General features: G+C 61.5%; 20 protein-coding genes. 10 read left to right on the top strand and 10 right to left on the bottom strand.

Annotated elements, in window-relative coordinates; translation table 11 throughout:
• Window positions 1-23 precede the first annotated feature (23 nt).
• From clpA to Q1V57_RS05830, 3 genes are all read right to left on the bottom strand, one after another.
• Window positions 24-2,339 (bottom strand): ATP-dependent Clp protease ATP-binding subunit ClpA, encoded by a 2,316-nt coding sequence (gene clpA / locus Q1V57_RS05840; protein ID WP_300528562.1) that lies wholly within the window; start codon window positions 2,337-2,339, stop codon window positions 24-26.
• A gap of 4 nt (window positions 2,340-2,343) precedes the next feature.
• The gene (clpS, locus tag Q1V57_RS05835; RefSeq protein ID WP_300528559.1) at window positions 2,344-2,673 is read right to left on the bottom strand and encodes an ATP-dependent Clp protease adapter ClpS; all 330 of its coding nucleotides are present in this window, start codon (window positions 2,671-2,673) and stop codon (window positions 2,344-2,346) included.
• A gap of 247 nt (window positions 2,674-2,920) precedes the next feature.
• Complete coding sequence (locus Q1V57_RS05830) at window positions 2,921-3,652, bottom strand: phasin family protein (protein WP_300528557.1); 732 nt, start codon at window positions 3,650-3,652, stop codon at window positions 2,921-2,923.
• Window positions 3,653-3,810: 158 nt separating this feature from the next.
• Here Q1V57_RS05830 and Q1V57_RS05825 point away from each other — a divergent pair, with 158 nt between their 5' ends.
• From Q1V57_RS05825 to rpmG, 6 genes are all read left to right on the top strand, one after another.
• Window positions 3,811-5,100: a D-alanyl-D-alanine carboxypeptidase family protein gene (locus Q1V57_RS05825; protein WP_300528555.1), complete on the top strand. Its 1,290-nt coding sequence runs from the start codon at window positions 3,811-3,813 to the stop codon at window positions 5,098-5,100.
• A gap of 131 nt (window positions 5,101-5,231) precedes the next feature.
• Complete coding sequence (gene topA, locus Q1V57_RS05820) at window positions 5,232-7,805, top strand: type I DNA topoisomerase (RefSeq protein WP_300528553.1); 2,574 nt, start codon at window positions 5,232-5,234, stop codon at window positions 7,803-7,805.
• A gap of 3 nt (window positions 7,806-7,808) precedes the next feature.
• Complete coding sequence (rnr, locus tag Q1V57_RS05815) at window positions 7,809-10,064, top strand: ribonuclease R (RefSeq protein ID WP_300528550.1); 2,256 nt, start codon at window positions 7,809-7,811, stop codon at window positions 10,062-10,064.
• Window positions 10,061-10,741 carry an NUDIX hydrolase gene (locus Q1V57_RS05810; RefSeq protein WP_300528548.1) on the top strand — a complete coding sequence of 227 codons (681 nt, stop codon included), beginning with the start codon at window positions 10,061-10,063 and terminating at the stop codon, window positions 10,739-10,741. The genes rnr and Q1V57_RS05810 overlap by 4 nt, the downstream gene beginning before the upstream one ends.
• 73 nt (window positions 10,742-10,814) lie before the next feature.
• Window positions 10,815-11,993 (top strand): MFS transporter, encoded by a 1,179-nt coding sequence (locus Q1V57_RS05805; protein WP_300528546.1) that lies wholly within the window; start codon window positions 10,815-10,817, stop codon window positions 11,991-11,993.
• Between the two features lie 83 nt (window positions 11,994-12,076).
• On the top strand, window positions 12,077-12,244 hold the full coding sequence (rpmG, locus tag Q1V57_RS05800) for a 50S ribosomal protein L33 (RefSeq protein ID WP_009800672.1): 168 nt from the start codon (window positions 12,077-12,079) through the stop codon (window positions 12,242-12,244).
• A gap of 29 nt (window positions 12,245-12,273) precedes the next feature.
• On the opposite strand, the gene Q1V57_RS05795 is transcribed toward rpmG, so the two are convergent.
• Both Q1V57_RS05795 and Q1V57_RS05790 read right to left on the bottom strand, forming a co-directional pair.
• Window positions 12,274-13,638, bottom strand: coding sequence for a PleD family two-component system response regulator (locus Q1V57_RS05795; protein WP_300528536.1), 1,365 nt, complete (start codon window positions 13,636-13,638; stop codon window positions 12,274-12,276).
• A gap of 13 nt (window positions 13,639-13,651) precedes the next feature.
• Window positions 13,652-14,029, bottom strand: coding sequence for a response regulator (locus Q1V57_RS05790; protein ID WP_366145087.1), 378 nt, complete (start codon window positions 14,027-14,029; stop codon window positions 13,652-13,654).
• Between the two features lie 175 nt (window positions 14,030-14,204).
• Between Q1V57_RS05790 and Q1V57_RS05785 the strand changes: the two genes are divergently transcribed.
• Window positions 14,205-15,098, top strand: coding sequence for an ROK family protein (locus tag Q1V57_RS05785; protein ID WP_300528533.1), 894 nt, complete (start codon window positions 14,205-14,207; stop codon window positions 15,096-15,098).
• Window positions 15,095-16,396, top strand: a complete 1,302-nt coding sequence (locus Q1V57_RS05780) for a DNA polymerase IV (RefSeq protein WP_300528531.1) — start codon at window positions 15,095-15,097, stop codon at window positions 16,394-16,396. Before Q1V57_RS05785 ends, Q1V57_RS05780 begins: the two co-directional genes overlap by 4 nt.
• On the opposite strand, the gene Q1V57_RS05775 is transcribed toward Q1V57_RS05780, so the two are convergent.
• Window positions 16,393-17,298 (bottom strand): alpha/beta hydrolase, encoded by a 906-nt coding sequence (locus Q1V57_RS05775; RefSeq protein ID WP_300528528.1) that lies wholly within the window; start codon window positions 17,296-17,298, stop codon window positions 16,393-16,395. The two genes, Q1V57_RS05780 and Q1V57_RS05775, sit on opposite strands and share 4 nt — an antisense overlap.
• 100 nt (window positions 17,299-17,398) lie before the next feature.
• Here Q1V57_RS05775 and Q1V57_RS05770 point away from each other — a divergent pair, with 100 nt between their 5' ends.
• Window positions 17,399-17,857, top strand: a complete 459-nt coding sequence (locus Q1V57_RS05770) for a RidA family protein (RefSeq protein ID WP_300528526.1) — start codon at window positions 17,399-17,401, stop codon at window positions 17,855-17,857.
• 53 nt (window positions 17,858-17,910) lie between these two features.
• On the opposite strand, the gene Q1V57_RS05765 is transcribed toward Q1V57_RS05770, so the two are convergent.
• Window positions 17,911-18,654 carry an SDR family oxidoreductase gene (locus Q1V57_RS05765; RefSeq protein ID WP_300528524.1) on the bottom strand — a complete coding sequence of 248 codons (744 nt, stop codon included), beginning with the start codon at window positions 18,652-18,654 and terminating at the stop codon, window positions 17,911-17,913.
• A gap of 176 nt (window positions 18,655-18,830) precedes the next feature.
• Here Q1V57_RS05765 and Q1V57_RS05760 point away from each other — a divergent pair, with 176 nt between their 5' ends.
• Window positions 18,831-19,574, top strand: coding sequence for a DsbA family protein (locus Q1V57_RS05760; protein ID WP_300528521.1), 744 nt, complete (start codon window positions 18,831-18,833; stop codon window positions 19,572-19,574).
• On the opposite strand, the gene Q1V57_RS05755 is transcribed toward Q1V57_RS05760, so the two are convergent.
• The 3 genes from Q1V57_RS05755 to thiS are packed head-to-tail and all read right to left on the bottom strand — an operon-like array spanning window position 19,575 to window position 21,008.
• Window positions 19,575-19,988: a VOC family protein gene (locus Q1V57_RS05755; RefSeq protein WP_300528519.1), complete on the bottom strand. Its 414-nt coding sequence runs from the start codon at window positions 19,986-19,988 to the stop codon at window positions 19,575-19,577.
• 15 nt (window positions 19,989-20,003) lie between these two features.
• Window positions 20,004-20,807: a thiazole synthase gene (locus Q1V57_RS05750; RefSeq protein WP_300528517.1), complete on the bottom strand. Its 804-nt coding sequence runs from the start codon at window positions 20,805-20,807 to the stop codon at window positions 20,004-20,006.
• Entirely contained in the window at window positions 20,808-21,008 is a 201-nt protein-coding gene (gene thiS, locus Q1V57_RS05745) for a sulfur carrier protein ThiS (protein WP_300528515.1), read from the bottom strand.
• Window positions 21,009-21,109 lie beyond the last annotated feature (101 nt).

Raw genomic sequence — 21,109 nt, 5'->3', positions numbered from 1 at the left:
TTCACGGGGTTGGAACCCTGGACCTAGGCCTTTTCGGCCTTGTCCTTGGAGCCCTTTTTGTTGCGCGGCAGGAGCCGGTCGCCGGGCGTAATGTGGAAGTCGAGGCGTTCGCTATCGGCTTCGTCGATATCCACCTTAACCAGGCCGCCCTTCTTGAGCTCGCCAAACAGGATCTGATCCGCCAGCGGCTTCTTGATGTGCTCCTGGATGACCCGTCCGAGCGGACGCGCACCGAAGCGGCTGTCATAGCCACGATCGGACAGCCAGGCCGTTGCATCCGGGGTCAGCTCGAAGGTTACACCGCGATCGATGAGCTGGGCTTCCAGCTGCAGCACGAACTTCTCGACGACACGCGAGATCGACTCGACACTGAGCGGTGCGAACGGGATGACCGCATCGAGACGATTGCGGAATTCCGGCGTGAACAGTTTCTCGACAGCCTTGTCGGCCTCGTCGGTTTTCTTGCCACGACCGAAACCGATCGCCTCTTTCTGTGCATCAGAGGCTCCCGCATTCGTCGTCATCACGAGGATGACATTGCGGAAGTCGACCTTCTTGCCGTTCGAGTCGGTCAGCGTTCCATTGTCCATTACCTGAAGCAGGATGTTGAACAGGTCCGGATGCGCTTTCTCGATCTCGTCGAGCAGCAGAACACAGTGCGGGTGCTGGTCGACCGCATCGGTCAACAGGCCGCCCTGGTCAAAGCCGACATAGCCCGGAGGTGCGCCGATCAGGCGGGACACCGCGTGACGCTCCATGTATTCGGACATATCGAAGCGTTCCAGGTGGACGCCCATAATGTCGGCCAACTGCTTGGTCACCTCGGTCTTGCCCACCCCGGTCGGGCCGGAGAAGAGGTAGCAACCGATCGGCTTGTTCGGCTCGCGCAGGCCGGCACGAGCCAGCTTGATCGCGGTCGACAGCTTGGTGATCGCCTCGTCCTGGCCAAACACCACACGCTGCAGATCGCCTTCCAGATTTTTCAGCGCCGTCTCGTCGTCCTTGGACACGGACTTCGGAGGAATGCGAGCCATGGTCGCAACCACGGATTCAACATCCTTGACGCCGATCGTCTTCTTGCGCTTCGAGGCCGGCATCAGACGCATCTGGGCGCCAGCCTCATCGATCACGTCGATTGCTTTATCGGGCAGCTTGCGGTCACCCATATAGCGCGAAGACAGCTCGACGGCGGACTTCAGCGCTTCATTGGTAAAGCGAACGTCATGGAAATCCTCGAAATAGGATTTCAGACCCTGCAGGATCTTGATCGCATCCGGTACGGACGGCTCGACCACGTCGATCTTCTGGAAGCGCCGCGCTAGGGCCCGGTCCTTCTCGAAGTGCTGACGGTATTCCTTGTAGGTCGTCGACCCCATGCAACGCAGCTCGCCGGACTGCAGCGCTGGCTTGAGCAGGTTGGAGGCATCCATGGCCCCGCCGGAGGTCGCACCAGCGCCGATAACCGTGTGGATTTCATCGATGAAGAGGACGGCATTGTCCTTTTGCTCGAGTTCCTTGACGACCTGCTTGACGCGCTCCTCGAAATCACCGCGATAGCGCGTGCCGGCCAGGAGCGACCCCATGTCCAGCGAATAGATCGTTGCGGTCGCGAGCACTTCCGGCACCTGGCCTTCGACGATCTTGCGGGCAATGCCCTCAGCGATCGCGGTCTTGCCAACGCCCGGGTCACCGACCAGGAGCGGATTGTTTTTGCGACGGCGGCACAGCACCTGAACGCAGCGCTCGACCTCTGAATCGCGGCCGATCAGCGGGTCAACACCGCCGCCTCGCGCCTTCTCGTTAAGATTGACGGTGTAGGCCGTCAGCGCGTCGCCATCCTTTTGCTTCTCCTCCGGTTCTTCATTGGTGCCACGAACCGCACGCGGCTCGGCAGCGCCGGCCTTGCGGCCAATACCATGGGAGATGAAGTTGACCGCGTCGTAGCGGGTCATGTCGCGCTCGGCGAGGAAGTAAGCCGCATGGCTCTCACGCTCGGCGAACAATGCAACCAGGACATTCGCCCCCGTCACCTCTTCGCGCCCGGCGTTCTGAACGTGGATCACAGCGCGCTGGATAACGCGCTGGAAGCCGGCAGTCGGCTTGGCGTCCTCGTCATCATCAACCACTAGCTCGGTCAGCTCGCTGTCGACATATTCCACCAGGGTCGCGCGCAACTCGTCGAGATCGACGTCGCATGCCTTCATGACCGCGCTGGCGTCCTGATCGTCCACGAGGGCGAGGAGGAGATGCTCCAGCGTAGCGAATTCGTGCCCACGCTCATTGGCATAACCTAAAGCGCGGTGCAGGCTGTCTTCTAAGTCTGTAGAGAAACTAGGCACCACTCTATTCCTTTTCCATCGTGCACTGGAGCGGGTGCTGACCGCGCCGTGCAGCGTCCATAACCTGAGCTACCTTGGTCTCGGCAACTTCGTACGTGTACACACCGCACATACCGACGCCGTTCTGATGAACGTGGAGCATTATCGTTGCTGCGTCTTCGGGAGTTTTCCGAAAGATTCGAACGAGAATCTCAACGACAAACTCCATGGGCGTGTAGTCGTCATTGAGTAGCAAAACACGGTAAAGCGAAGGTTTCTTTGTTGCCGGACGCGCCTTGGTCGCCAGGCCAGATTCTTCGTTAATTCCCGTATCTTCGTGATTTCGCTCGGTCATATTTTAATCGGTCTCGATTATTACTCAGGCACTTCGCACAGATAGATAGGAAGGGGCGGACGGGCCGGAAAGAGGCCTCCTGCTAACCATCCATCAAAATATAGTAACATGAAGTTCAGCGGGTTTCCCGGCTTTTCCCCGGCCGCCTGAATTCCGGCGCAGCTGAACCCCAAACAAAATGGGCCCGGCGCGGACGCCGGACCCATTTTCACTCACGAGATTGGGATGACGCGACAGCGTCGCTCGCTTAACGCTGGGACTGAGCCAGATCGATCGCCGCAGAGACGCGGTCATTGATCGGCTTGACGGAGTTCTTCATCAGGTCGGAGAAGAGCTCGGACGTCTTGTTCAGCTCGGACAGGTAGGTGTCCATGGCCGACTTGGCGTAGTCCGACTGGATTTCGAAGATTTCCTGGACCGACTTCGCGGAGGCAACGGCCTTGGTCACCGCAACGCTCTCTTCCATGGCGGACTTGGCATAAGCCACCGCATTGGAGTTGACCGTCTCAATGCCCTTACCGGTGACGGTAGCGGACTCGATGATCGCGTCGACGGTTTCCTTGTGGAATTTGGACGCATCATTGACGGCGGACAGGGTCTTCTCGAAGCCTTCTTTGACGGCTTCGTTGGAGGCGGTGGTCATGGTTTCCAGGGTCTGGTTCATATCAATTCCAACTTTGGCTTGAGCGACCGGGGCGGCGGCCGCGGGTTTTGTCGTCTTGGCAGCGGCGGGCTTCGGTGCCGCTTTTTTGGCAACCGTCTTCTTGGCTGCGGATTTCTTCGGTGCCGGCTTGGCGGCCGGCTTTTTCGTCGAAGCGGGCTTGGCGGCGGCTTTCGCCGGTGCCTTTTTAGCGTCTGCCTTGGCGACCGGAGCGGCATTCGGCGCTTTCGCCTCAGCAACCGGCTTGGCAATTTCCCGCGGCTTGGACGGCGCGGCTGGCTTGGCAGTTTTGGTTTCAGTCTTCGGTGCGTCGGTCATGGCTCACACTGTGCTGATGCTCGACCACCCCTTCGCAGTCGCAGCATTTATATGCAAACGCAGCACGCCCGTCAAGCGAATTTTGTGCAGTGCACAATAACAGGATTCAATACGCGGATTAAGCTTAACCGGCTGGAAACGGGGCGCAGCCTACAAACATGCCCATGTTGACTCAGCGCCCCCTGATTCTCGCCCTCGCCATGGCGGTTCTGATGCCGGTCCTGCTGACTTCCGGCGCCGCAGCGAATGATCGCTATGCCGCTTTCGTGGTCGATCAGGACACCGGGGTGGTCATGCATTCGCGCCGCTCCGACGCGCAACGCCACCCCGCTTCGCTGACCAAGATGATGACGCTTTACATGATCTTTGAGGCCATCGAACTGGGCGAGATTGGTCTTCGCGATCAAATTCGGGTAAGTCAGCGCGCCGCCTCGGCCCCGCCCTCACGCCTGGGCCTCAGCGCCGGTGACACGATCACCGTCGAGGAAGCCATCCTCGCGCTGATCGTAAAAAGCGCCAATGATGTCGCCCTCGCAGTCGGTGAACGGCTCGCTGGCGGTGAGACCCGCTTCGCCGAGGACATGACCGAACGCGCAGCGACGCTCGGACTGGAGAGCACGCTGTTTAGAAATGCCTCCGGCCTGCCCGATAGCCGCCAGGTCACCAGCGCCCGGGACATGGCCCGTCTGGCGATCGCCCTGCATCGCGACTATCCGCAATATTTCGACTATTTCAATGCCGAGAGCTTTCGCTATGGCGGCCGCACCTATCGCAATCACAATTCCCTGGTCGGACGCGTCGAGGGCGTCGATGGGCTGAAAACGGGATATATCCGCGCATCCGGCTTTAATATCGTCGTCTCTGCCGAACGCCACGGCCACCGCTTGATCGCGGTTGTCATGGGTGGCCCGACCGCCCAGGCCCGCGACGCTCATGCTGAAGAGCTGCTCGAGGCCGCTTTTGGTTCCCTCGCCCGGCGCCAGGAAACCCAGCTGTTTGCGGAACTGTCCTCGCCGCGCATGAACCCGGTGCGCGAACAACGCCTGATCGCGAGCGATTTTGCCGCGCTGGGTGTTGCCGCCCCGACGGAAATGGGGTCGGCGGAAACCAGCCAGCCACTGCGCATTGAACTGACCGACGAGGTTCGCGAACCGGGTCAGCCGGAACAAACTGAGGACGACACCGGCCTGCCGCCGGCCTTCACCATCTGGTCCGTACAGGTCGGCGCCTATCATACCGCCGACCAGGCCCGCGACCGCTTGTCTCGCATCGCCCATGTCTCGACCGCCCTGAATGGTGCCCAGCATGCCGCACGCCGGGTCGAGACGGATAATGGCGTGCTCTGGCGGGCCCGTTTCGAGGCCTTGAGCGCGTCCCAGGCCGATGCCGCCTGCGCCGACTTCACCGCCCAGGGCGAGCCCTGCTTTACCGTCGCTCCAGGCCGCTAAGACAGGCCTCGCGGCAAACTGTCCCCGCATAGCTGAGTTGACAGCGCCAGATCGGTCGCACACCTTCGCGCGCCCCGATCGCTTAGCGTGCCGCTTGGCGATTCTCCCGTTCCGGACTGGATAATGCCCCGATGAATGTCGTCGTCGTCGAATCGCCTGCCAAAGCAAAAACTATCAATAAATACTTGGGTTCCGACTACACCGTGCTGGCCAGTTTCGGGCATGTCCGCGACTTGCCGCCCAAGGATGGTTCGGTCAAGCCGGACGAAGATTTTGCGATGGACTGGGAGGTCGACAGCCAATCGGCCAAGCGCGTGAAAGCCATTGCCGACGCGGTCAAGGAAAGCGACCGCCTGATCCTGGCAACTGACCCGGATCGCGAAGGTGAAGCCATTTCCTGGCACCTGCTGGAAGCGCTGACCAAGCGCCGCGTTCTCAAGAATGTCGATGTCCAGCGCGTCGCCTTTAACGCCATCACCAAGCCAGCCATCCAGGAAGCCATGCGCCATCCGCGCGCCGTCGACATGGAATTGGTCAATGCGTATCTGGCCCGCCGCGCACTGGATTATCTCGTCGGTTTCACCCTGTCGCCGGTGCTCTGGCGCAAACTCCCGGGTTCACGCTCGGCCGGCCGGGTCCAGTCCGTCGCCCTGCGCCTGATCTGCGACCGGGAACTGGAAATCGAGAAGTTCACGGCGGAAGAGTATTGGACCGTCGATGCCGATATTCGCGCCGGCGGTGACCCGTTCCGCGCCAAGCTGGTCAGCCTCAACGGCAAGAAGCTGCAAAAGCTCTCGATCAAGGACCGCGCCTCGGCCAATGCCGCCGTTGACGCCATCAATGCCGCCGATCTGTCAGTCACCTCGGTCGAAGCCAAGCCGACCAAGCGTAATCCGCCGCCGCCCTTCACGACCTCGACGCTGCAGCAGGAAGCCGCTCGCAAGCTCGGCTTTTCCGCCACCCGCACCATGCAGACGGCGCAAAAACTTTATGAGGGCGTGAATATCGGCGGCGAGACGGTGGGTCTCATCACCTATATGCGTACCGATGGTGTCTCCATGGTGAGCGAGGCCATCAACCAGTTTCGCGACGTGATCTCCGACGAACATGGCGCTCTCTACGTTCCGCCCAAGCCGCGCTTTTATTCCTCCAAGGCCAAGAATGCCCAGGAAGCGCACGAGGCGATCCGTCCGACCAGTTTCTCGCGCCTGCCCAAGAGCCTCAATCTCGACGGTGATATGGCGCGCCTCTACCAGCTGATCTGGCGCCGCGCGGTAGCCAGCCAGATGGAAAGCGCCCGCTTCGAGCGCACCACGATCGATATCACCAGCTCAGATCAGCAGACGGCCCTGCGCGCCACGGGTTCCGTGCTCCAGTTTGACGGCTTCCTGACGCTGTACCAGGAAGGCCGTGACGACGAAGAGGATGAAGGCGAAGCCCGCCTGCCCAAGGTCGAGCAAGGTGCGGCTGCTTCGGCTGAAAAGACCTATGCCGACCAGCATTTCACCCAGCCGCCGCCGCGCTTCACCGAAGCCTCGCTGGTCAAGCGCATGGAAGAGCTCGGCATTGGCCGCCCCTCGACCTATGCCTCGACGCTGCAGGTTCTGCGCGACCGGGAATATGTCCGCATGGACAAGAACCGTTTCCACCCGGAAGACAAGGGCCGCGTCGTTACCGCCTTCCTCGAGAATTTCTTCGCCCGCTATGTCGAATACGATTTCACCGCCGGCCTCGAAACCCAGCTCGACAAGGTCTCGGCCGGCGATCTCGACTGGAAACAATTGCTGCGCGATTTCTGGACGGAATTCCGTTCCGCCGTGGACGAGATCGGCGAGCTGCGCATCACCAATGTGCTCGACGCGCTCAACGAAGCGCTTGCGCCGCACATCTTCCCGGCGACCGAAGACGGCTCCGATCCGCGCCTGTGCCCGTCGTGCAAGGAAGGCACGCTGAGCCTGAGGCTCGGCAAGTTCGGTGCCTTCCTGGGCTGTTCCAATCACCCGGATTGCAAATTCACCCGCCAGATGAGCCCGACCGAGGCGCAGAGTGTTATCGAGGGTGATGGCCAGGTCGCGATCGATCCCGATACGGGCAAGCCGATCATCATGAAGGATGGCCGCTTCGGCATTTACCTTGAGATGGAAGTCGAAGGCGAGGACAAACCCAAGCGCGCCTCCATCCCGAAAGGCTGGGACCCGCACGCCCTCACCGAGGACAAGGCGATCGCGCTGATGAGCCTGCCGCGTCTGGTCGGCAATCACCCCGATGATGGCGAACCGATCACGGCAGCAATTGGCCGCTACGGCCCTTATGTCCACCACGGTAAGACCTATGCGAACCTGCAGTCGGTCGAGGATGTGTTCGAGATCGGTCTCAATCGTGCGGTCTCTGCTATCGCCGACAAGATTGCCAATCCGGGCCGCCGCGGTCAGGCCGCGACAGCGCTGAAAGAGCTCGGCGAGCATGAAGGCAAGCCGGTCCGCATCATGAGCGGCCGCTACGGGCCTTACGTAAAATATGAGAAGATCAACGCCACCCTGCCCAAGGGCACCGAGCCGGAAACCGTGACGCTGGAACAGGCCATGGAACTGGTCAACGCCAAGGCGGCCAAGGGCGGCAAAAAGAAGGCCCCGGCCAAGAAAAAGGCGCCCGCGAAGAAGAAGACCACGGCGAAAAAACCGGCGGCGAAGAAAGCAGCGGATTAAGGCGTGAACAAACCGGATCCGAAACTGGCCAGCTTCACCCGCGAAGGCCTTTTAGAGGCCGTCAAACAGGGCGAAGGCCAGTTCGGCAAGCGCGAACTTGCGCGGGCCCTGGGTCTTAAGGGCTCAGACCATAAGCGTCATCTCAAGGAGCAATTGGCGCTCCTTGAAGAAGAAGGCGTCATCGCCAAGGACTCCAAGCGTAACTACGTCCTCGCCGGCGCCCTGCCCGCGGTCACCGTGGTGATGATCACCGACCGCGACAGCGATGGCGAGCTGCTGGCCGAACCGGTCCGTGCAGACCGCGCCGCGCCAATCATTCGCCTCGCCCCCGGTGAAGGCGCGGGAGGCCCGGGCCAGACCGCGCTCGGCATCGGTGACAAGGCGCTCGTGCGCCTCGCTGAACAGGATGACGGCTCCTACGAAGCGCGATTGTTGAAGAAGCTCGGCCAGAGCGCGCATCGTGTACTCTGCGTCATGCGCAAGCCGGAAAAGGGATATGCCCGCCTGATGCCGGTCGATCGACGCACCCGGCATGAACTGGTTCCGGCCAAGGGCGAGAATGACAAGGCGCAAGACGGGGACCTCGTGCTTGTGCGCATTGCCAAGGAACGCCGCTACGGGCTCAAGACGGCCGAGATCGTCGAGGTACTCGGCGATGTCGACAGCCCCGGCGCCGGCAGCGTTATCGCCCTGCACGCCCATGGTGTGCCGCAAGGTTTCTCCGAGGCCGAGCTGACCGAGACACGCAAGATCAAGCCGGCCAAGATGGGCCAGCGCGAGGATCTGCGCGCCCTGCCCCTGATCACCATCGACCCGGACGATGCCAAGGACCATGATGATGCGGTCTATGCGGCACCGGATGAGGACGACAGCAATAAGGGCGGCTGGGTCGTGATCGTCGCTATCGCTGATGTCGCCGCCTATATCGAGCCCGGCGGCCAGCTCGATCGTGGCGCCTTCAAACGCGGCAACTCCATCTATCTGCCCGACCGCGTCGTCCCCATGTTGCCGGAACGGCTGTCCAATGATCTGTGCTCTCTGCGCGAGCTCGAAGAACGCCCGTGCATGGCCGTGCGCATGGTGTTCGACCAATACGGCCAGAAACGCTCTCACCGCTTCATTCGTGGCTGGATGAAGTCGGCAGCCAAACTCTCCTATACAGACGCCCAGAATGCGATTGAGGGCGGCGGGCCGGACAAGGCCGTGCAATTGCTCGACAGCGTCCTGCGGCCGCTCTGGGGCGCCTATGAGGCACTCTCCAAGGCGCGCGCGGATCGCGAACCGCTCGAGATTGATGCGCCTGAACGCCGCGTCCGGGTGGCCGAGGATGGTCAGGTAATTGGCGTGGAGGTGCGCGAGCGCTTCGATGCCCACAAGCTGATCGAAGAATTCATGATCCAGGCCAATGTCTGCGCCGCAGAAAGCCTGGAAATGAAGCGCACACCGCTGATCTACCGGGTGCATGAACAGCCCTCGCGCGAAAAGATCGAAGGCCTGTCCGATTTCCTTCAGACTGTGTCGATGAAGTGGAGCAAGGGCGAAAAAGCGACGCCGAAACGCTTCAATAAATTGCTGGCCCAAGCCAAGGGCACCGAGCACTACGAGACCGTCAACGAGGTCGTCCTGCGCAGCCAGTCACAGGCCATTTATGACACCGAGAATCTCGGCCATTTCGGGCTCAATCTGGACCGTTATGCGCATTTCACCTCACCGATCCGCCGCTATGCCGACCTGACCGTTCACCGCGCCCTGATCCGCGCCCTGGACCTTGGCCCTGACGGCCAGACCGACGAGGAACGCAGCCGGCTCGACACCATTGCTGAAGAGATCACGCATTCGGAACGCCGGGCTATGGCGGCCGAACGCGATGCCGTCGATCGCTTTATCGCACTTTACCTGGCTGAACGTATTGGCGGTGAGTTCGAGGGCCGTATTACCGGCGTGACCCGGTTCGGAGCCTTTGTCCGGCTGCTGGAAACCGGTGCTGATGGTCTCGTACCGATCAGCCAGCTTGGAGCCGAACGCTGGCATCATGATGAGCGCGCCCATGCCCTGGTGGGCGAAGAGAGCGGCAATCGCTATCGACTGGGCATGAATGTCACCGTCCGTATCGAAGAAGCCACCCCGGTAACCGGCGGGCTATTGCTCGATATTCTCACCCGTCCAGAAAAAGGCCCGCGCCCTACACGTCGCGCCGGCATGCGCCGTCCGGGCCATGCCCCGCGCCGAGGCGGACCAAAGCGAGGACGCCGGCGATGAGCGACGAGACCCGCAATGAAAAACTCAAACCGATCCGGCCGCGCCTGGCCGCTTCATTGATCCTCACCCGCGGCAAAGGTGACCGGTTGGAAGTGCTGATGGGGCGCCGCTCGTCCAAGCATGTCTTCATGCCCAATAAATACGTCTTCCCAGGTGGCCGGGTAGACCGGGCTGACGCCACTGCGCCCATCGCCCGCGATCTGGACACCACAGCGCTCGACATGATGTGTCGCAAGATCCCGGAACGACGCGCCCGCGCCGCTGCCGTAGCAGCAGTGCGCGAAACGGCCGAAGAAACCGGCCTTCTGATTGCCCGCCCCGGCCAGCATCACTCTCGACACCCGCACTGGCGACCTTTCCTGCGCGATGGTGTCCTGCCCGATCTGGGCGGGCTGCGCCTGATCACCCGCGCCATCACGCCGCCTGGCCGCACGCGCCGGTTTGATACCTGGTTCTTCACCGCCGATGCCTCGGCCCTGGCCGATGATCGCGCACCACAGCCCAGCGATGAACTTGAGGACGTGCAATGGGTCCCTTGGGACAAGTCCCGTTCGCTGGACCTGCCGATCATCACCCATTTCGTTCTGGACGAACTCAAGCGCGTTCAGCCGCCGGCACCTGAACCGCCACGCTGGATCCGCGAGGTCCGCGGCGGTATGGCCGTGGACCAGCTCTAGCCAGTGCTAATATCGGCACTAGTTATTTTTCAGCACTAAGTAACTCCTGCGGCTCGCTTTAGAGCCATCCACCATGGTTTCCCTGTTCATCGATGCGCGCTTCGCTCCGACGCGCTCGCTCATTGTTGCCATTTCCTGCGCCATGATCTGCGGGATCGTCTTCGGCCTCTCCATGCCGTTGATTTCCCTGCGTCTGGAAGAAATGACAGGCTCCGGCCTGATCGTCGGGCTGAACGGTGCGGTGGCCGCGCTTTCGACCCTTGTCATGGCGCCTATCGTACCGCGACTGATGACCTGGTTGCCGCCGCGGGCCATCATGCTGGCCAGTTTTTCCGGTGCCGCCGGACTGTTTGTCCTGCTGCCGGTCTTCCCGGACGTCGCCGTCTGGTTCGTTTTGCGGTTTCTGATCGGCTGTTTTGTGACCGTCGTCTTCGTTCTGTCTGAAACCTGGATCAACCAGATCGTCTCGCCGGAACGCCGGGCCATGATGCTCGGCGTTTATGGCACCGCATTGTCTGGCGGGTTCGGGCTCGGCGGCGTGGCCTTCTCGGCGCTGCATGCCGCCGGGGACATGGCCTTCTATCTGGGGGCAGCCATTTTCCTGCTCGGTGTCCTGCCGGTTATTTTCCTCAATGGCCCCCAGGCGACGGCACCGGACAGTGAGACCTCGACCTTCAAGGCGACGCTGAACGCGTTGTGGATCGCACCAGCGGCGATTCTCGCAGCGCTAGCCTTTGGGGCCCTGGAGACGCTGATCTTCTCCATGATGCCCGTCTATGCCGATCGCATCGGTTTCGACCGGCAGATGATCGGCTATATGGTGGTCGCGGTCGCCATGGGTGCTTTGGCCTTCCAGATCCCGGTCGGATGGATAGCGGACAAGACCAATCGCCGCGCCACCCTGGTCTGGATCGCTGCCTGTGCCGCTGTCACTCCGATTCTTATCGGCTTTGCCGGGCAGAATCTCGGCCTGCTTCTGCCCCTGCTTTTCCTGCAAGCCGGCGTCGCCAGCGGGCTTTACACCGTCGGCCTGTCATTGCTCGGCGAGCGCTTCTCCGGCGGCGCCATCGCCGCGGCCAATGCCGCCTTTATCTTCGCTTACGGCTTCGGTTCACTATTTGCCCCGCCGCTAGCCGGACAGGCCATGGATAGTGCTGGACCCCAGGGGCTGTTGTGGACCCTGTCGGCGATTGCCGCCCTCTACACCCTGATCGTCATCTCCCGCAGCCTTCTTCGCAGGTCGAAGAGTTGACACGGCGGCCCCGATAAGTATGTTCGCGCGCTCTCGCGACGGCATGGGGCCGGTCGCGCGCGTAACACCAGGACTTTTGAGCCATGGCGAAGCCGACAACGATTAAAATCCGCCTGAACTCCACGGCTGGTACGGGTTATTTCTACGTGACCAAGAAAAATGCGCGCACCATGACCGAGAAGCTCGTACTGAAGAAGTACGACCCGGTTGCCCGCAAGCACGTTGAATTCAAAGAAGGCAAAATCAAGTAAGCAGACTTATCTGCTTGTTTGATGCGTGATCAGGCCGCGGCACTCGCCGCGGCCTGAACGCGATTCCGGCCCTCGGTTTTCGCCTCGTACAGCGCTGCATCGGCCCGCCGCAGAAGCGATTCCACGCTCTCGCCCGCATGCAGCTGTGCCAGGCCGACACTGACCGTGACCGGCACCTCGCCAATACCCTCGACCTGGAACGGCGTTTCACCGATCACCCGGCGCAGACGCTCTGCGGCGATCTGGGCTTCCGCCAGGCCCGCGCCAGGCATCATCACGACGAATTCCTCGCCACCATAACGGGCCGCCTGGTCCAGAGCGCGCAGATCGCTCCCGAGACGTTCAGCAAAGACTTTGAGCACGGTATCGCCGGCCTCATGGCCCAGCGTGTCGTTGACGCGCTTGAAATGATCGATATCGGCGATCATCACCGAAACAGGAGCACCGCCGGCATTGGCACTTTCAACCGCATGATTGAGGCGGGCTGACAGGAAGCGTCGATTGTGCAGACCGGTGAGCGGGTCCGTTACCGCCATTTCCAGGCTCTCATCCAGCCGGTTGCGGAGCTTGTCGGCATAGCGGGCACGGCGCAGCTGGGTCCGCAGACGCGCCGCCAGCTCCTGGACGTCGACCGGACGATGCAGGACATCATTCACACCAAGGTCGAGCGCGCGGACAGCGCTGGCAACATCGTCGGAATTGATAATGGCAATGAGCGGCAATTGCCGCGTTTTCGGCATGGAGCGGATCCGGGCACACACCCGAAGCCCGTCGAAATTGGCATGACTGAGATCGATCAGGGCAATGTCGCAGCGCTCACCTACTGCATCGATGGCGGCAACCGGATCACTGACGACACGGCCACCGACACCTTCAGGCATCGCGGCGGCATAGCGTTTACCGGCTTTCGGATCCGGCGTGATGATAACCGCCTCGGCCTTTCCGCTGTCGAGTTCAGCCGGGTCGCTGACAATACCCGCCAGGGCCCCGCCCTGATCGCGATAGCGCAGCTCGTCGAGCACCGCCTTGAGCCGCAGCAGGCTGCGAACCCGGGCAAACAGGGTGACATCATCGACCGGCTTGGTCAGGAAATCATCGGCACCGGCTTCCAGGCCGCTGATACGATCCTCACGCTGATCGAGGGCCGTAACCATGACCACCGGGATGTGGCGGGTGCGGCTCTCCGCTTTCAACCGGCGGCAGGTTTCATAGCCGTCCATGCCCGGCATCATCACGTCGAGCAGAATCAGGTCGGGTTGTTCGGTGGTCGCGACAGTCAGCGCCGAGGGGCCATCAAAGGCCGTGCACACGTCAAAATACTCGGCCTGTAGCTTGGCCTCGAGCATCCGGACATTGGCGGGCTGGTCGTCAACAACAAGGATACGCGCACTCATCGATCCCTGCCCCCTAGTCCAGGAATTGACGAACCGTCTCGATAAAGGTGGATACGGTGATCGGCTTGGACAGATAGGCTTCGCATCCGCCCTCCCGGATGCGCTCCTCATCACCCTTCATGGCAAAGGCGGTAACCGCGACGACCGGGATCGTCTGCAGGCTTTCGTCATCCTTGAGCCATTTGGTGACTTCCAGCCCGGAGACCTCTGGCAGCTGGATATCCATAAGAATCAGATCGGGGGTATGTTCGCGCGCCATCTCGAGCGCCTTGAAACCATCCTTGGTCTGCAAGGTCTCGTAGCCATGAGCCTCCAACAGGTCGTTGAACAGCTTCATGTTGAGCTCGTTATCCTCGACGATCAGGACCTTTTTCGGCATGACCTGCAGCATGTCGGCGACGCGCTTCCCGTTGATGACGCACCTTTAGGTGCTTGATAAACCCCGCCTGCACTAAACCCTATCTTCCTTAACCAACCATGAGTCAGGCGCGGATTTCCTCGACTTTCGGAACAAGATGGGAACAAGATAGGGTTCCCAAGGCATTCCATCCAGATACGGCAAAATAATGTTTCGCATCGGTATTGATCTCGGCGGCACCAAGATTGAAGCGCTTGGGCTTGATACCGCGGGCGAAGTCATGCATCGCGCCCGGATCGCAACTCCGCGCGACTATGAGGGCTCATTGGCCGCGATTCGCGAGCTGGTCCGCGATGCAGAACGCGAAGCAGGCCAGCGAGCGCATGTCGGCATCGGCCATCCCGGGTCGCTCAGCCCGGCTACCGGCCGGTTACGCAATGCCAATTCGACCTGGCTCAATGGCCGGTCCTTCGCAGAAGATGTGAGCCGCACGCTCGATCGCCCGACACGCTTTGCCAATGATGCCGATTGCTTTGCTCTCTCGGAAGCCACCGACGGCGCGGGGCGTAAGGGCCTGATCGTTCTGGGTGTGATTCTCGGCACCGGAGTTGGCGGCGGGATTGTGATCAATGGCCGACTCCTCGACGGCGCCCAGCGGATCGCGGGAGAATGGGGGCATAACCCCCTGCCCTGGATGAATGCCGCTGAAGCAGACAGCCCGCCCTGCTGGTGCGGCAAGTCAGGATGTATCGAGACCTTTTTGTCCGGTCCCGGCTGGTCGGCCCGTTTCAACAAGCAATACGGCAAGCGCCTCAGCGCCCAGCAGATCGCCCTGTCGCAATCACCCGAAGCCGAGGCCAGCCGTGACGCCTATGCGCACCAGCTCGCGCGTGCACTGGCCAGTGTCATCAATATTATCGATGCCGATATCATTGTTCTCGGTGGAGGTGTATCGGACACGCCGGGCCTGATCCAGCGCACCCAGGCACGGCTGGGCGAATTCCTGTTCTCCGATGTGGTCAAAACCCGCATCGTCATCCACCACCACGGCGCCAGCTCAGGTGTGCGTGGAGCGGCCTGGCTGTGGCCGGCCAAGGCATGACTGGTCTGCGCGAAACCGGCACGGTTGAGGCGCAACCTGGCGCTTATTGCCGAACCTGCCTGAACGCAGTAGCGCCGGACGTGCCCGCCTGCCCGTCCTGCAAGGGACGCCGCATTCTCCGCCACGCTGAACTCAATAGCCTCGCGATCGCGCACATCGATTGTGATGCTTTTTTCGCGGCCATAGAAAAACGCGACAATCCGGAATTGGAAGACAAGCCGGTCATCATTGGCGGCGGGCGCCGCGGGGTGGTTTCGACGGCCTGCTATATTGCCCGGATCTATGGCGTGCATTCCGCCATGCCAATGTTCAAAGCCCTTAAGGCCTGTCCGGATGCGGTCGTGGTCCGGCCCGATCACACGAAATACTCGCGCGAAGGCCATCGCATTCGCGAATTGATGCGCGAGGTCACGCCCCTGGTCGAACCCTTGTCTATCGATGAAGCCTTTTTGGACCTGTCCGGAACCCAGCGCCTGCATGGGGCACCGCCGGCCCAGACGCTTTTGCGCTTGCAACGTGAAATCCTCGATCAGGTGGGCATTACGGTTTCGGTGGGGCTGAGCTTCAACAAATTCCTCGCCAAAACCGCTTCTGATCTGGAAAAGCCGGACGGGTTTGCCGTCATCGGCCGGGCTGAAGTACTCGACTTTCTCGCCCCAAGACCGGTCCGGGCGATTTACGGCGTCGGCCCGGCCTTTGCCCGCAAACTGGAACGCGACGGGCTGCATACACTCGCCGACATCCGCAGGCGCGGCGCCAAGGCCATGGCACAGCGCTATGGCGATATGGGCTACAGGCTGGCGCGGCTGTCGCGTGGCGAGGATCACCGCAAGGTCGACCCGGTGGGTGAACGCAAAAGCGTCTCGAGCGAGACCACCTTCAATACCGACCACGGCGACAAGGAGACGTTGGAGGGGGTGCTCTGGCGGCTCTGCGTCAAGGTCGCCGACATCATGAAGACCAAGGATATCTCCGGCTCCGTTGTCACGCTGAAGCTTAAAACCTCGGCCTTCAAGACCCGCACCCGGCGTCGTACGCTGAGCGAGCCGAGCCAATTGGCTGACACTCTGTTCCGGGTCGGGCGGGAATTGCTCGCCGCAGAGCTTGATGGCACCCAATTCCGCCTTATCGGCATCGGATTTTCCGAGCTCACACAGGCCATGGGGGATACCGGCGACCTCCTCGACCCGCAGGCCATCCGCCGGGCCACGGCAGAACGCGCCATGGATCAAGCGCGGGCCAAATTCGGTACGGATGCGGTGATCAAGGGACGCGCGCTCAAACCCTCCAAGCGCTAGCCGGTGATCGAATAATCTGTCCGGATCGATTCTCGTGAGGCCGGCAGGACCTCGTCGAACCAGTCGAACGGCAAAGGCCAAAAGCCCGAAGCCTGGCGGCTGAACGCGCCATGGTGATCGACCGTCTTCGCACCGACATCAGATGGGGCGAGCCGAAAATGCTCGGTCTCCGCCGCACTGTAGATGTGCAGGAGATCATCCGCAGACCGCTGCGAGCAGAGCTGGTCGTCCGTGAAGCTCCAACTGCGAATCGGCGCCTTGATCTGATCAAAGTGATGCGCACCCAGCTGGTCGAAGAATTCGCTGAAATAGCCCGGTCGCTGGGACCATTGGCGCCATTGCAGAAACACATCGCGTGGCAACGCGGTCCCGCTCCACAGCCCCCCGGCCGGAATGTGGTTGTGCAAGGCCAGCATGAGCGGCCCGTAGAACCACCAGAACATCCGCGCCTTGGGCCGCCAGGCCGGTTCATGAGCGCCATGATAGCCTGTGCCGACGGTGATAAAGGCGTGGGCATCGGCCTGCAGAGCATTGTCGGCAAAGCCCAAAAGATGGCCGCCTACCGAGTGACCCAAGGTCAACACGGGCTTGCCGGGAGCCAATGCGGCAGCGGCATCAAGCGCGGCGGGGAAGTCCTGCCGGGCCCAGTCCATGAGGTCGGCCTTAAACCCCCGCATCGTTTCAGGAGCCGACCCGGCGATCCCGCGATAATCATAGAGCAGACAGGCATAACCCCGCTCGGCGCCATAGGCAGCGAGACGGGCATACAGCTCCTTGGGGAACCCTGTGCCCGACGAGATCAAAACGGCAGCCTTCGGCGTCTCCGGCGCAATCGACTGCGCAGCCAGCGCAAAACCATCGCGGGCGGGGAGTTTGAAATGGCGCGTGGTGATGTCGGTCATATCGCCAGCTTGCCCATTGACGTCGACGTCAGGTCAAGCGACGCAATTGCATAGCGCGCATTCCCCGCTTAAGAGCGGGGCAAATCTCTGGGAGAACAGCATGTCTATCGAAGCCCGCCTTGCCGAACTTGGCATTACCTTGCCCGAGCCGGTCGCCCCCGTCGCCAATTACGTCCCCTTCGTGAAGTCCGGAAACCAGGTTTACATCTCGGGTCAGATCTCGCTGGGTGGCGATGGACTGGTCACCGGCACGCTGGGACAGGACATGGATGTCGAGGCCGGCCAGGCCGCCGCACGCCTGTGCGCCATCAACCTGGTTTCCCAGCTCAAGGCCGCTTGCGACGGTGATCTGGAGCGCCTGCAACGAGTGGTCAAGCTGGGCGGCTTCGTCGCCGCTGCCCCGGGCTTTTTCGACATTCCGAAAGTGATCAACGGCTGTTCCGACCTGATGGTCGAGGTGTTTGGCGATAAGGGCCGTCACGCACGCTCCGCGGTGTCCTGCCCGGCCCTGCCGCTCGGCGCTGCCGTTGAAGTGGACGGCGTGTTCGAGATTGCCTGATTAAGCTGAAGGCAAGGGGCGAACCGCCTGGCTCGCCCCTTGTACCATCCGTCCTAGGACGTCATGCCGCCGTCCGCATTGATCACGGCACCATTGATGTAGGAGCTGTCGTCGGAGGCCAGGAAGGTCGCAAGCTCGGCGATCTCCTCAACCTTTCCGTAGCGGCCGAGCGGCACCATCATTTTCTGGAAATCTGCCTTGTCACCATCAGCCGGGTTCATGTCCGTATCAATCGGGCCGGGCTGGATGACATTGGAACGGATCTGCTTGCGGCCAAGCTCACGCGCCGCGCCGCGCGACAGAAGCTGTACGCCCGACTTCGATGCTGAATAGACGGCAATACCCGGCGCCAAAACGCCCTCGGCCGCAATGGAACCGATGGTGATGATCGAGCCGCCCGGGGCCATGACATTATAGCCGGCCCGGAACCCTTCGAAGGGCGCGCGCAAATTGATCGCCATGGTGCGTTCCCACTCATCGTCGGAACATTTGGCGATCGTCGTCATCGGATAGACGCCGGCATTATTGACCAGGATATCGAGCTGGCCATGGCGCTCCGCGGTGTCACGCACCAGCTTGTCCGTCGCGCCGGCTGTCGCGGCATCGCAATGCACCGCCTCGGCCGACTGTCCCATGCCGCGGATGTCTTCTGCCACGGCTTCGGCGGCATTCTTGGACCCGCCATAGCTCAAGATGACCGTCGCGCCCTCAGCACCGAATTGTTTTGCGATCGCGGCGCCTATACCGCGTCCGCCGCCCGTAACCAGTGCGACCTTACCGTCCAATCGACCTGCCATATTGCGTCCTCCCGCTTATTGTTTGGCTTAGCACCGGAGCTTAGAGCGACCGCGGCAAACGGCCAGCCCTGAAGACCACAACACGGGTATTTTACTGCGCTTATGTAGAGCAGACCTCGAAAGCAGCCGCTTGCTCGTCTAGATAGAGGGGCAGATTTCCCCGGAGGGTCTTGTCCATGTTCCGTTTCTTCGCGCTCATCGCCGCGTCCATCGCCCTGATCAGCTGTCAGCAGCCGTCGGCCAATGCCCAGCTCGATGAATCTGATCGCGAAGAGATTCGCGAGATCGTTCGCGAATACATCCTGGAGAACCCGGAGATTATCGAAGAAGCCCTGATCGAGCTGCAACAACGGGCCCGGCAGCGCGAGTTCGAAGCCTTCTACGTCGCGATCGAAGACAATCATGACGCGATCTACGATGACGAGCGCGACCCGCGGCTTGGCCCGGACAATGCTGATGTCACCATCGTCGAATTCATGGACTACAAATGCGGCTATTGCCGTGTCGCCGGCGAATGGGTCGAGGATGTGCGCGAACGCTATGGCGACCGCGTCCAGTTCATCTTCAAGGAATACCCGATCCTTGGTCCCGAATCGATCGAGGCCTCCCGCGCAGCGCTGGCAGCGCACAATCAGGGCGTTGAGCTGTACGAGCGCTTCCACATGGCGCTGGTCAGCGCCTCCGGCCCGCTGCCGGGCTCCCGTATCGACCAGCTCGCTGAATTGTCCGGTATCGATGTTGAGCAAATGCGCGAAGACATGGCTGACCCGGCGATCATGAGCCATATCGGCGATGTGCGCCGCCTCGGTCAGGTCATGGGCGTGACCGGTACGCCCTTTTTCATCGTCAATGGCGCGGTGATCCCGGGCGCCAACACGATGGGCCTGGAAAACGCCCTGCAGGAAGCCCTGGCCGAATAGTCAGCCCAGCGCGATGTGTCCGGCCTGATCGATCGGCCAGGCCTCGTTCCAGGCCACTTCCCAGGCGTACCCGTCCGGATCGGTGAAATATCCCGAATAGCCGCCCCAGAAGACCTCTTCGGCGGGCTTTAACAGCGTGCCTCCGGCCGCCAAAGCCTCCTCAAGCACGCGGTCGACCTCGGCCTTCTCGCGGACATTATAGGCGAGTGAGAAACAGCCCGTGCCGGTATTGCTCCGGGTCATGTCCTTGTCGAGCTCGGTCTTGGGATAGAGCGAGAAGATGAAGCCATTGAGCTGGAAACAGACAATACCGCCATTCTCGAACCCGGCCTGCCAGCCCAGCGCCTTGTAGAAGGCGGTTGCGCGGTCCAGCTCGGCGACGCCGAGAGTGATCAGGGAGAGCCGTTGTTCCATCCCGGCCGCCTTGTCCTAGATCAAACCGCTGAGCGGGCTGGACGGGTCGGCGTATTTCTTTTTCGGCATGCGGCCGGCGAGATAGGCCTCACGACCGGCGATGACAGCGTGTTTCATCGCCTTGGCCATGCGGATCGGGTCTTTCGCTTCGGCAATGGCGGTATTCATCAACACGCCATCACAACCCAGCTCCATCGCCACAGCGGCATCGGACGCCGTGCCGACGCCGGCATCGACGATGACGGGCACCCGGGTCTGTTCGATGATGAGACGGATATTGACCGGGTTCTGGATGCCCAGGCCCGATCCGATCGGTGCGCCCAGGGGCATGATGGCGCAGCAGCCGATCTCTTCCAGCTTCTTGGCGTAGACCGGATCGTCGGAGCAATAGACCATGACCTCGAACCCGTCCTGGATCAGCATTTCCGCCGCCCGCAGGGTTTCCGCCATGTCCGGGTAAAGATGTTTCGGGTCGGACAGGACCTCCAGCTTGACCAGGTTCCAGCCGCCCGCCTCGCGCGCCAGACGCAGCGTGCGCACGGCGTCCTCACCGGTGAAACAGCCCGCCGTATTGGGCAGGAAGGTGTAATCCTCCGGCGGGATGAAATCGACCAAGCGCGGCTCGTCGGGATTGGACAGGTTCACCCGGCGCACCGCCACAGTGATCATGTCCGCACCGGAGGCTTTGAGCGCCTCGGCATTCTGGGCATAGGTTTCATACTTGCCGGTGCCGATGATGAGGCGGGAATTGAAGGTGCGGCCTGCAACGACGAGCGATTCGTCTTCCAGCGCGCGATCCAGGGTCATGGCGTCATCCATTTATCCACCTCCGACGAAGGCGACGATCTCGATGCGGTCGCCGCTTTGCAATTGGGTCTCGGCATAGGCCGATTTGGGTACGATTTCGAGATTGCGCTCGACGGCGACCTTGCGGCCATCCAGGCCCAGCTCGCCCAGCAGTCCGGCAATATTCAGGCCTGCATCGACCCGTTTTGCTTCCCCATTGACGGTGAGGTCCATGGCGTTAACCGCTCCGCTTGCTTGTCTCGCTGTTCCAACACGTCGTAGAACTTCGTCGCGGGGGGACGCAAGGCCATGACGCAAGTGATCTACATTCTGAA

It is taken from the genome of Maricaulis sp. (assembly GCF_030149425.1).
Classification (GTDB): Bacteria; Pseudomonadota; Alphaproteobacteria; order Caulobacterales; family Maricaulaceae; genus Maricaulis.
Note: the sequence above shows the minus strand (reverse complement) of the source record. Positions and strands in the feature narration are given on the sequence as shown.

Bases quoted from the DNA above. Each gene is read 5' to 3' on its own strand.
- Q1V57_RS05790 (WP_366145087.1), bottom strand. From the start codon at position 14,029: ATGCTGCAGGTCATGCCGAAAAAGGTCCTGATCGTCGAGGATAACGAG.
- clpS (WP_300528559.1), bottom strand. From the start codon at position 2,673: ATGACCGAGCGAAATCACGAAGATACGGGAATTAACGAAGAATCTGGC.
- Q1V57_RS05755 (WP_300528519.1), bottom strand. From the start codon at position 19,988: ATGGAACAACGGCTCTCCCTGATCACTCTCGGCGTCGCCGAGCTGGAC.
- Q1V57_RS05780 (WP_300528531.1), top strand. From the start codon at position 15,095: ATGACTGGTCTGCGCGAAACCGGCACGGTTGAGGCGCAACCTGGCGCT.
- Q1V57_RS05770 (WP_300528526.1), top strand. From the start codon at position 17,399: ATGTCTATCGAAGCCCGCCTTGCCGAACTTGGCATTACCTTGCCCGAG.
- Q1V57_RS05830 (WP_300528557.1), bottom strand. From the start codon at position 3,652: ATGACCGACGCACCGAAGACTGAAACCAAAACTGCCAAGCCAGCCGCG.
- rpmG (WP_009800672.1), top strand. From the start codon at position 12,077: ATGGCGAAGCCGACAACGATTAAAATCCGCCTGAACTCCACGGCTGGT.
- Q1V57_RS05805 (WP_300528546.1), top strand. From the start codon at position 10,815: ATGGTTTCCCTGTTCATCGATGCGCGCTTCGCTCCGACGCGCTCGCTC.
- Q1V57_RS05775 (WP_300528528.1), bottom strand. From the start codon at position 17,298: ATGACCGACATCACCACGCGCCATTTCAAACTCCCCGCCCGCGATGGT.
- topA (WP_300528553.1), top strand. From the start codon at position 5,232: ATGAATGTCGTCGTCGTCGAATCGCCTGCCAAAGCAAAAACTATCAAT.
- thiS (WP_300528515.1), bottom strand. From the start codon at position 21,008: ATGGACCTCACCGTCAATGGGGAAGCAAAACGGGTCGATGCAGGCCTG.
- Q1V57_RS05825 (WP_300528555.1), top strand. From the start codon at position 3,811: ATGCCCATGTTGACTCAGCGCCCCCTGATTCTCGCCCTCGCCATGGCG.
- Q1V57_RS05760 (WP_300528521.1), top strand. From the start codon at position 18,831: ATGTTCCGTTTCTTCGCGCTCATCGCCGCGTCCATCGCCCTGATCAGC.
- Q1V57_RS05810 (WP_300528548.1), top strand. From the start codon at position 10,061: ATGAGCGACGAGACCCGCAATGAAAAACTCAAACCGATCCGGCCGCGC.
- Q1V57_RS05750 (WP_300528517.1), bottom strand. From the start codon at position 20,807: ATGGATGACGCCATGACCCTGGATCGCGCGCTGGAAGACGAATCGCTC.
- Q1V57_RS05795 (WP_300528536.1), bottom strand. From the start codon at position 13,638: ATGAGTGCGCGTATCCTTGTTGTTGACGACCAGCCCGCCAATGTCCGG.
- Q1V57_RS05765 (WP_300528524.1), bottom strand. From the start codon at position 18,654: ATGGCAGGTCGATTGGACGGTAAGGTCGCACTGGTTACGGGCGGCGGA.
- Q1V57_RS05785 (WP_300528533.1), top strand. From the start codon at position 14,205: ATGTTTCGCATCGGTATTGATCTCGGCGGCACCAAGATTGAAGCGCTT.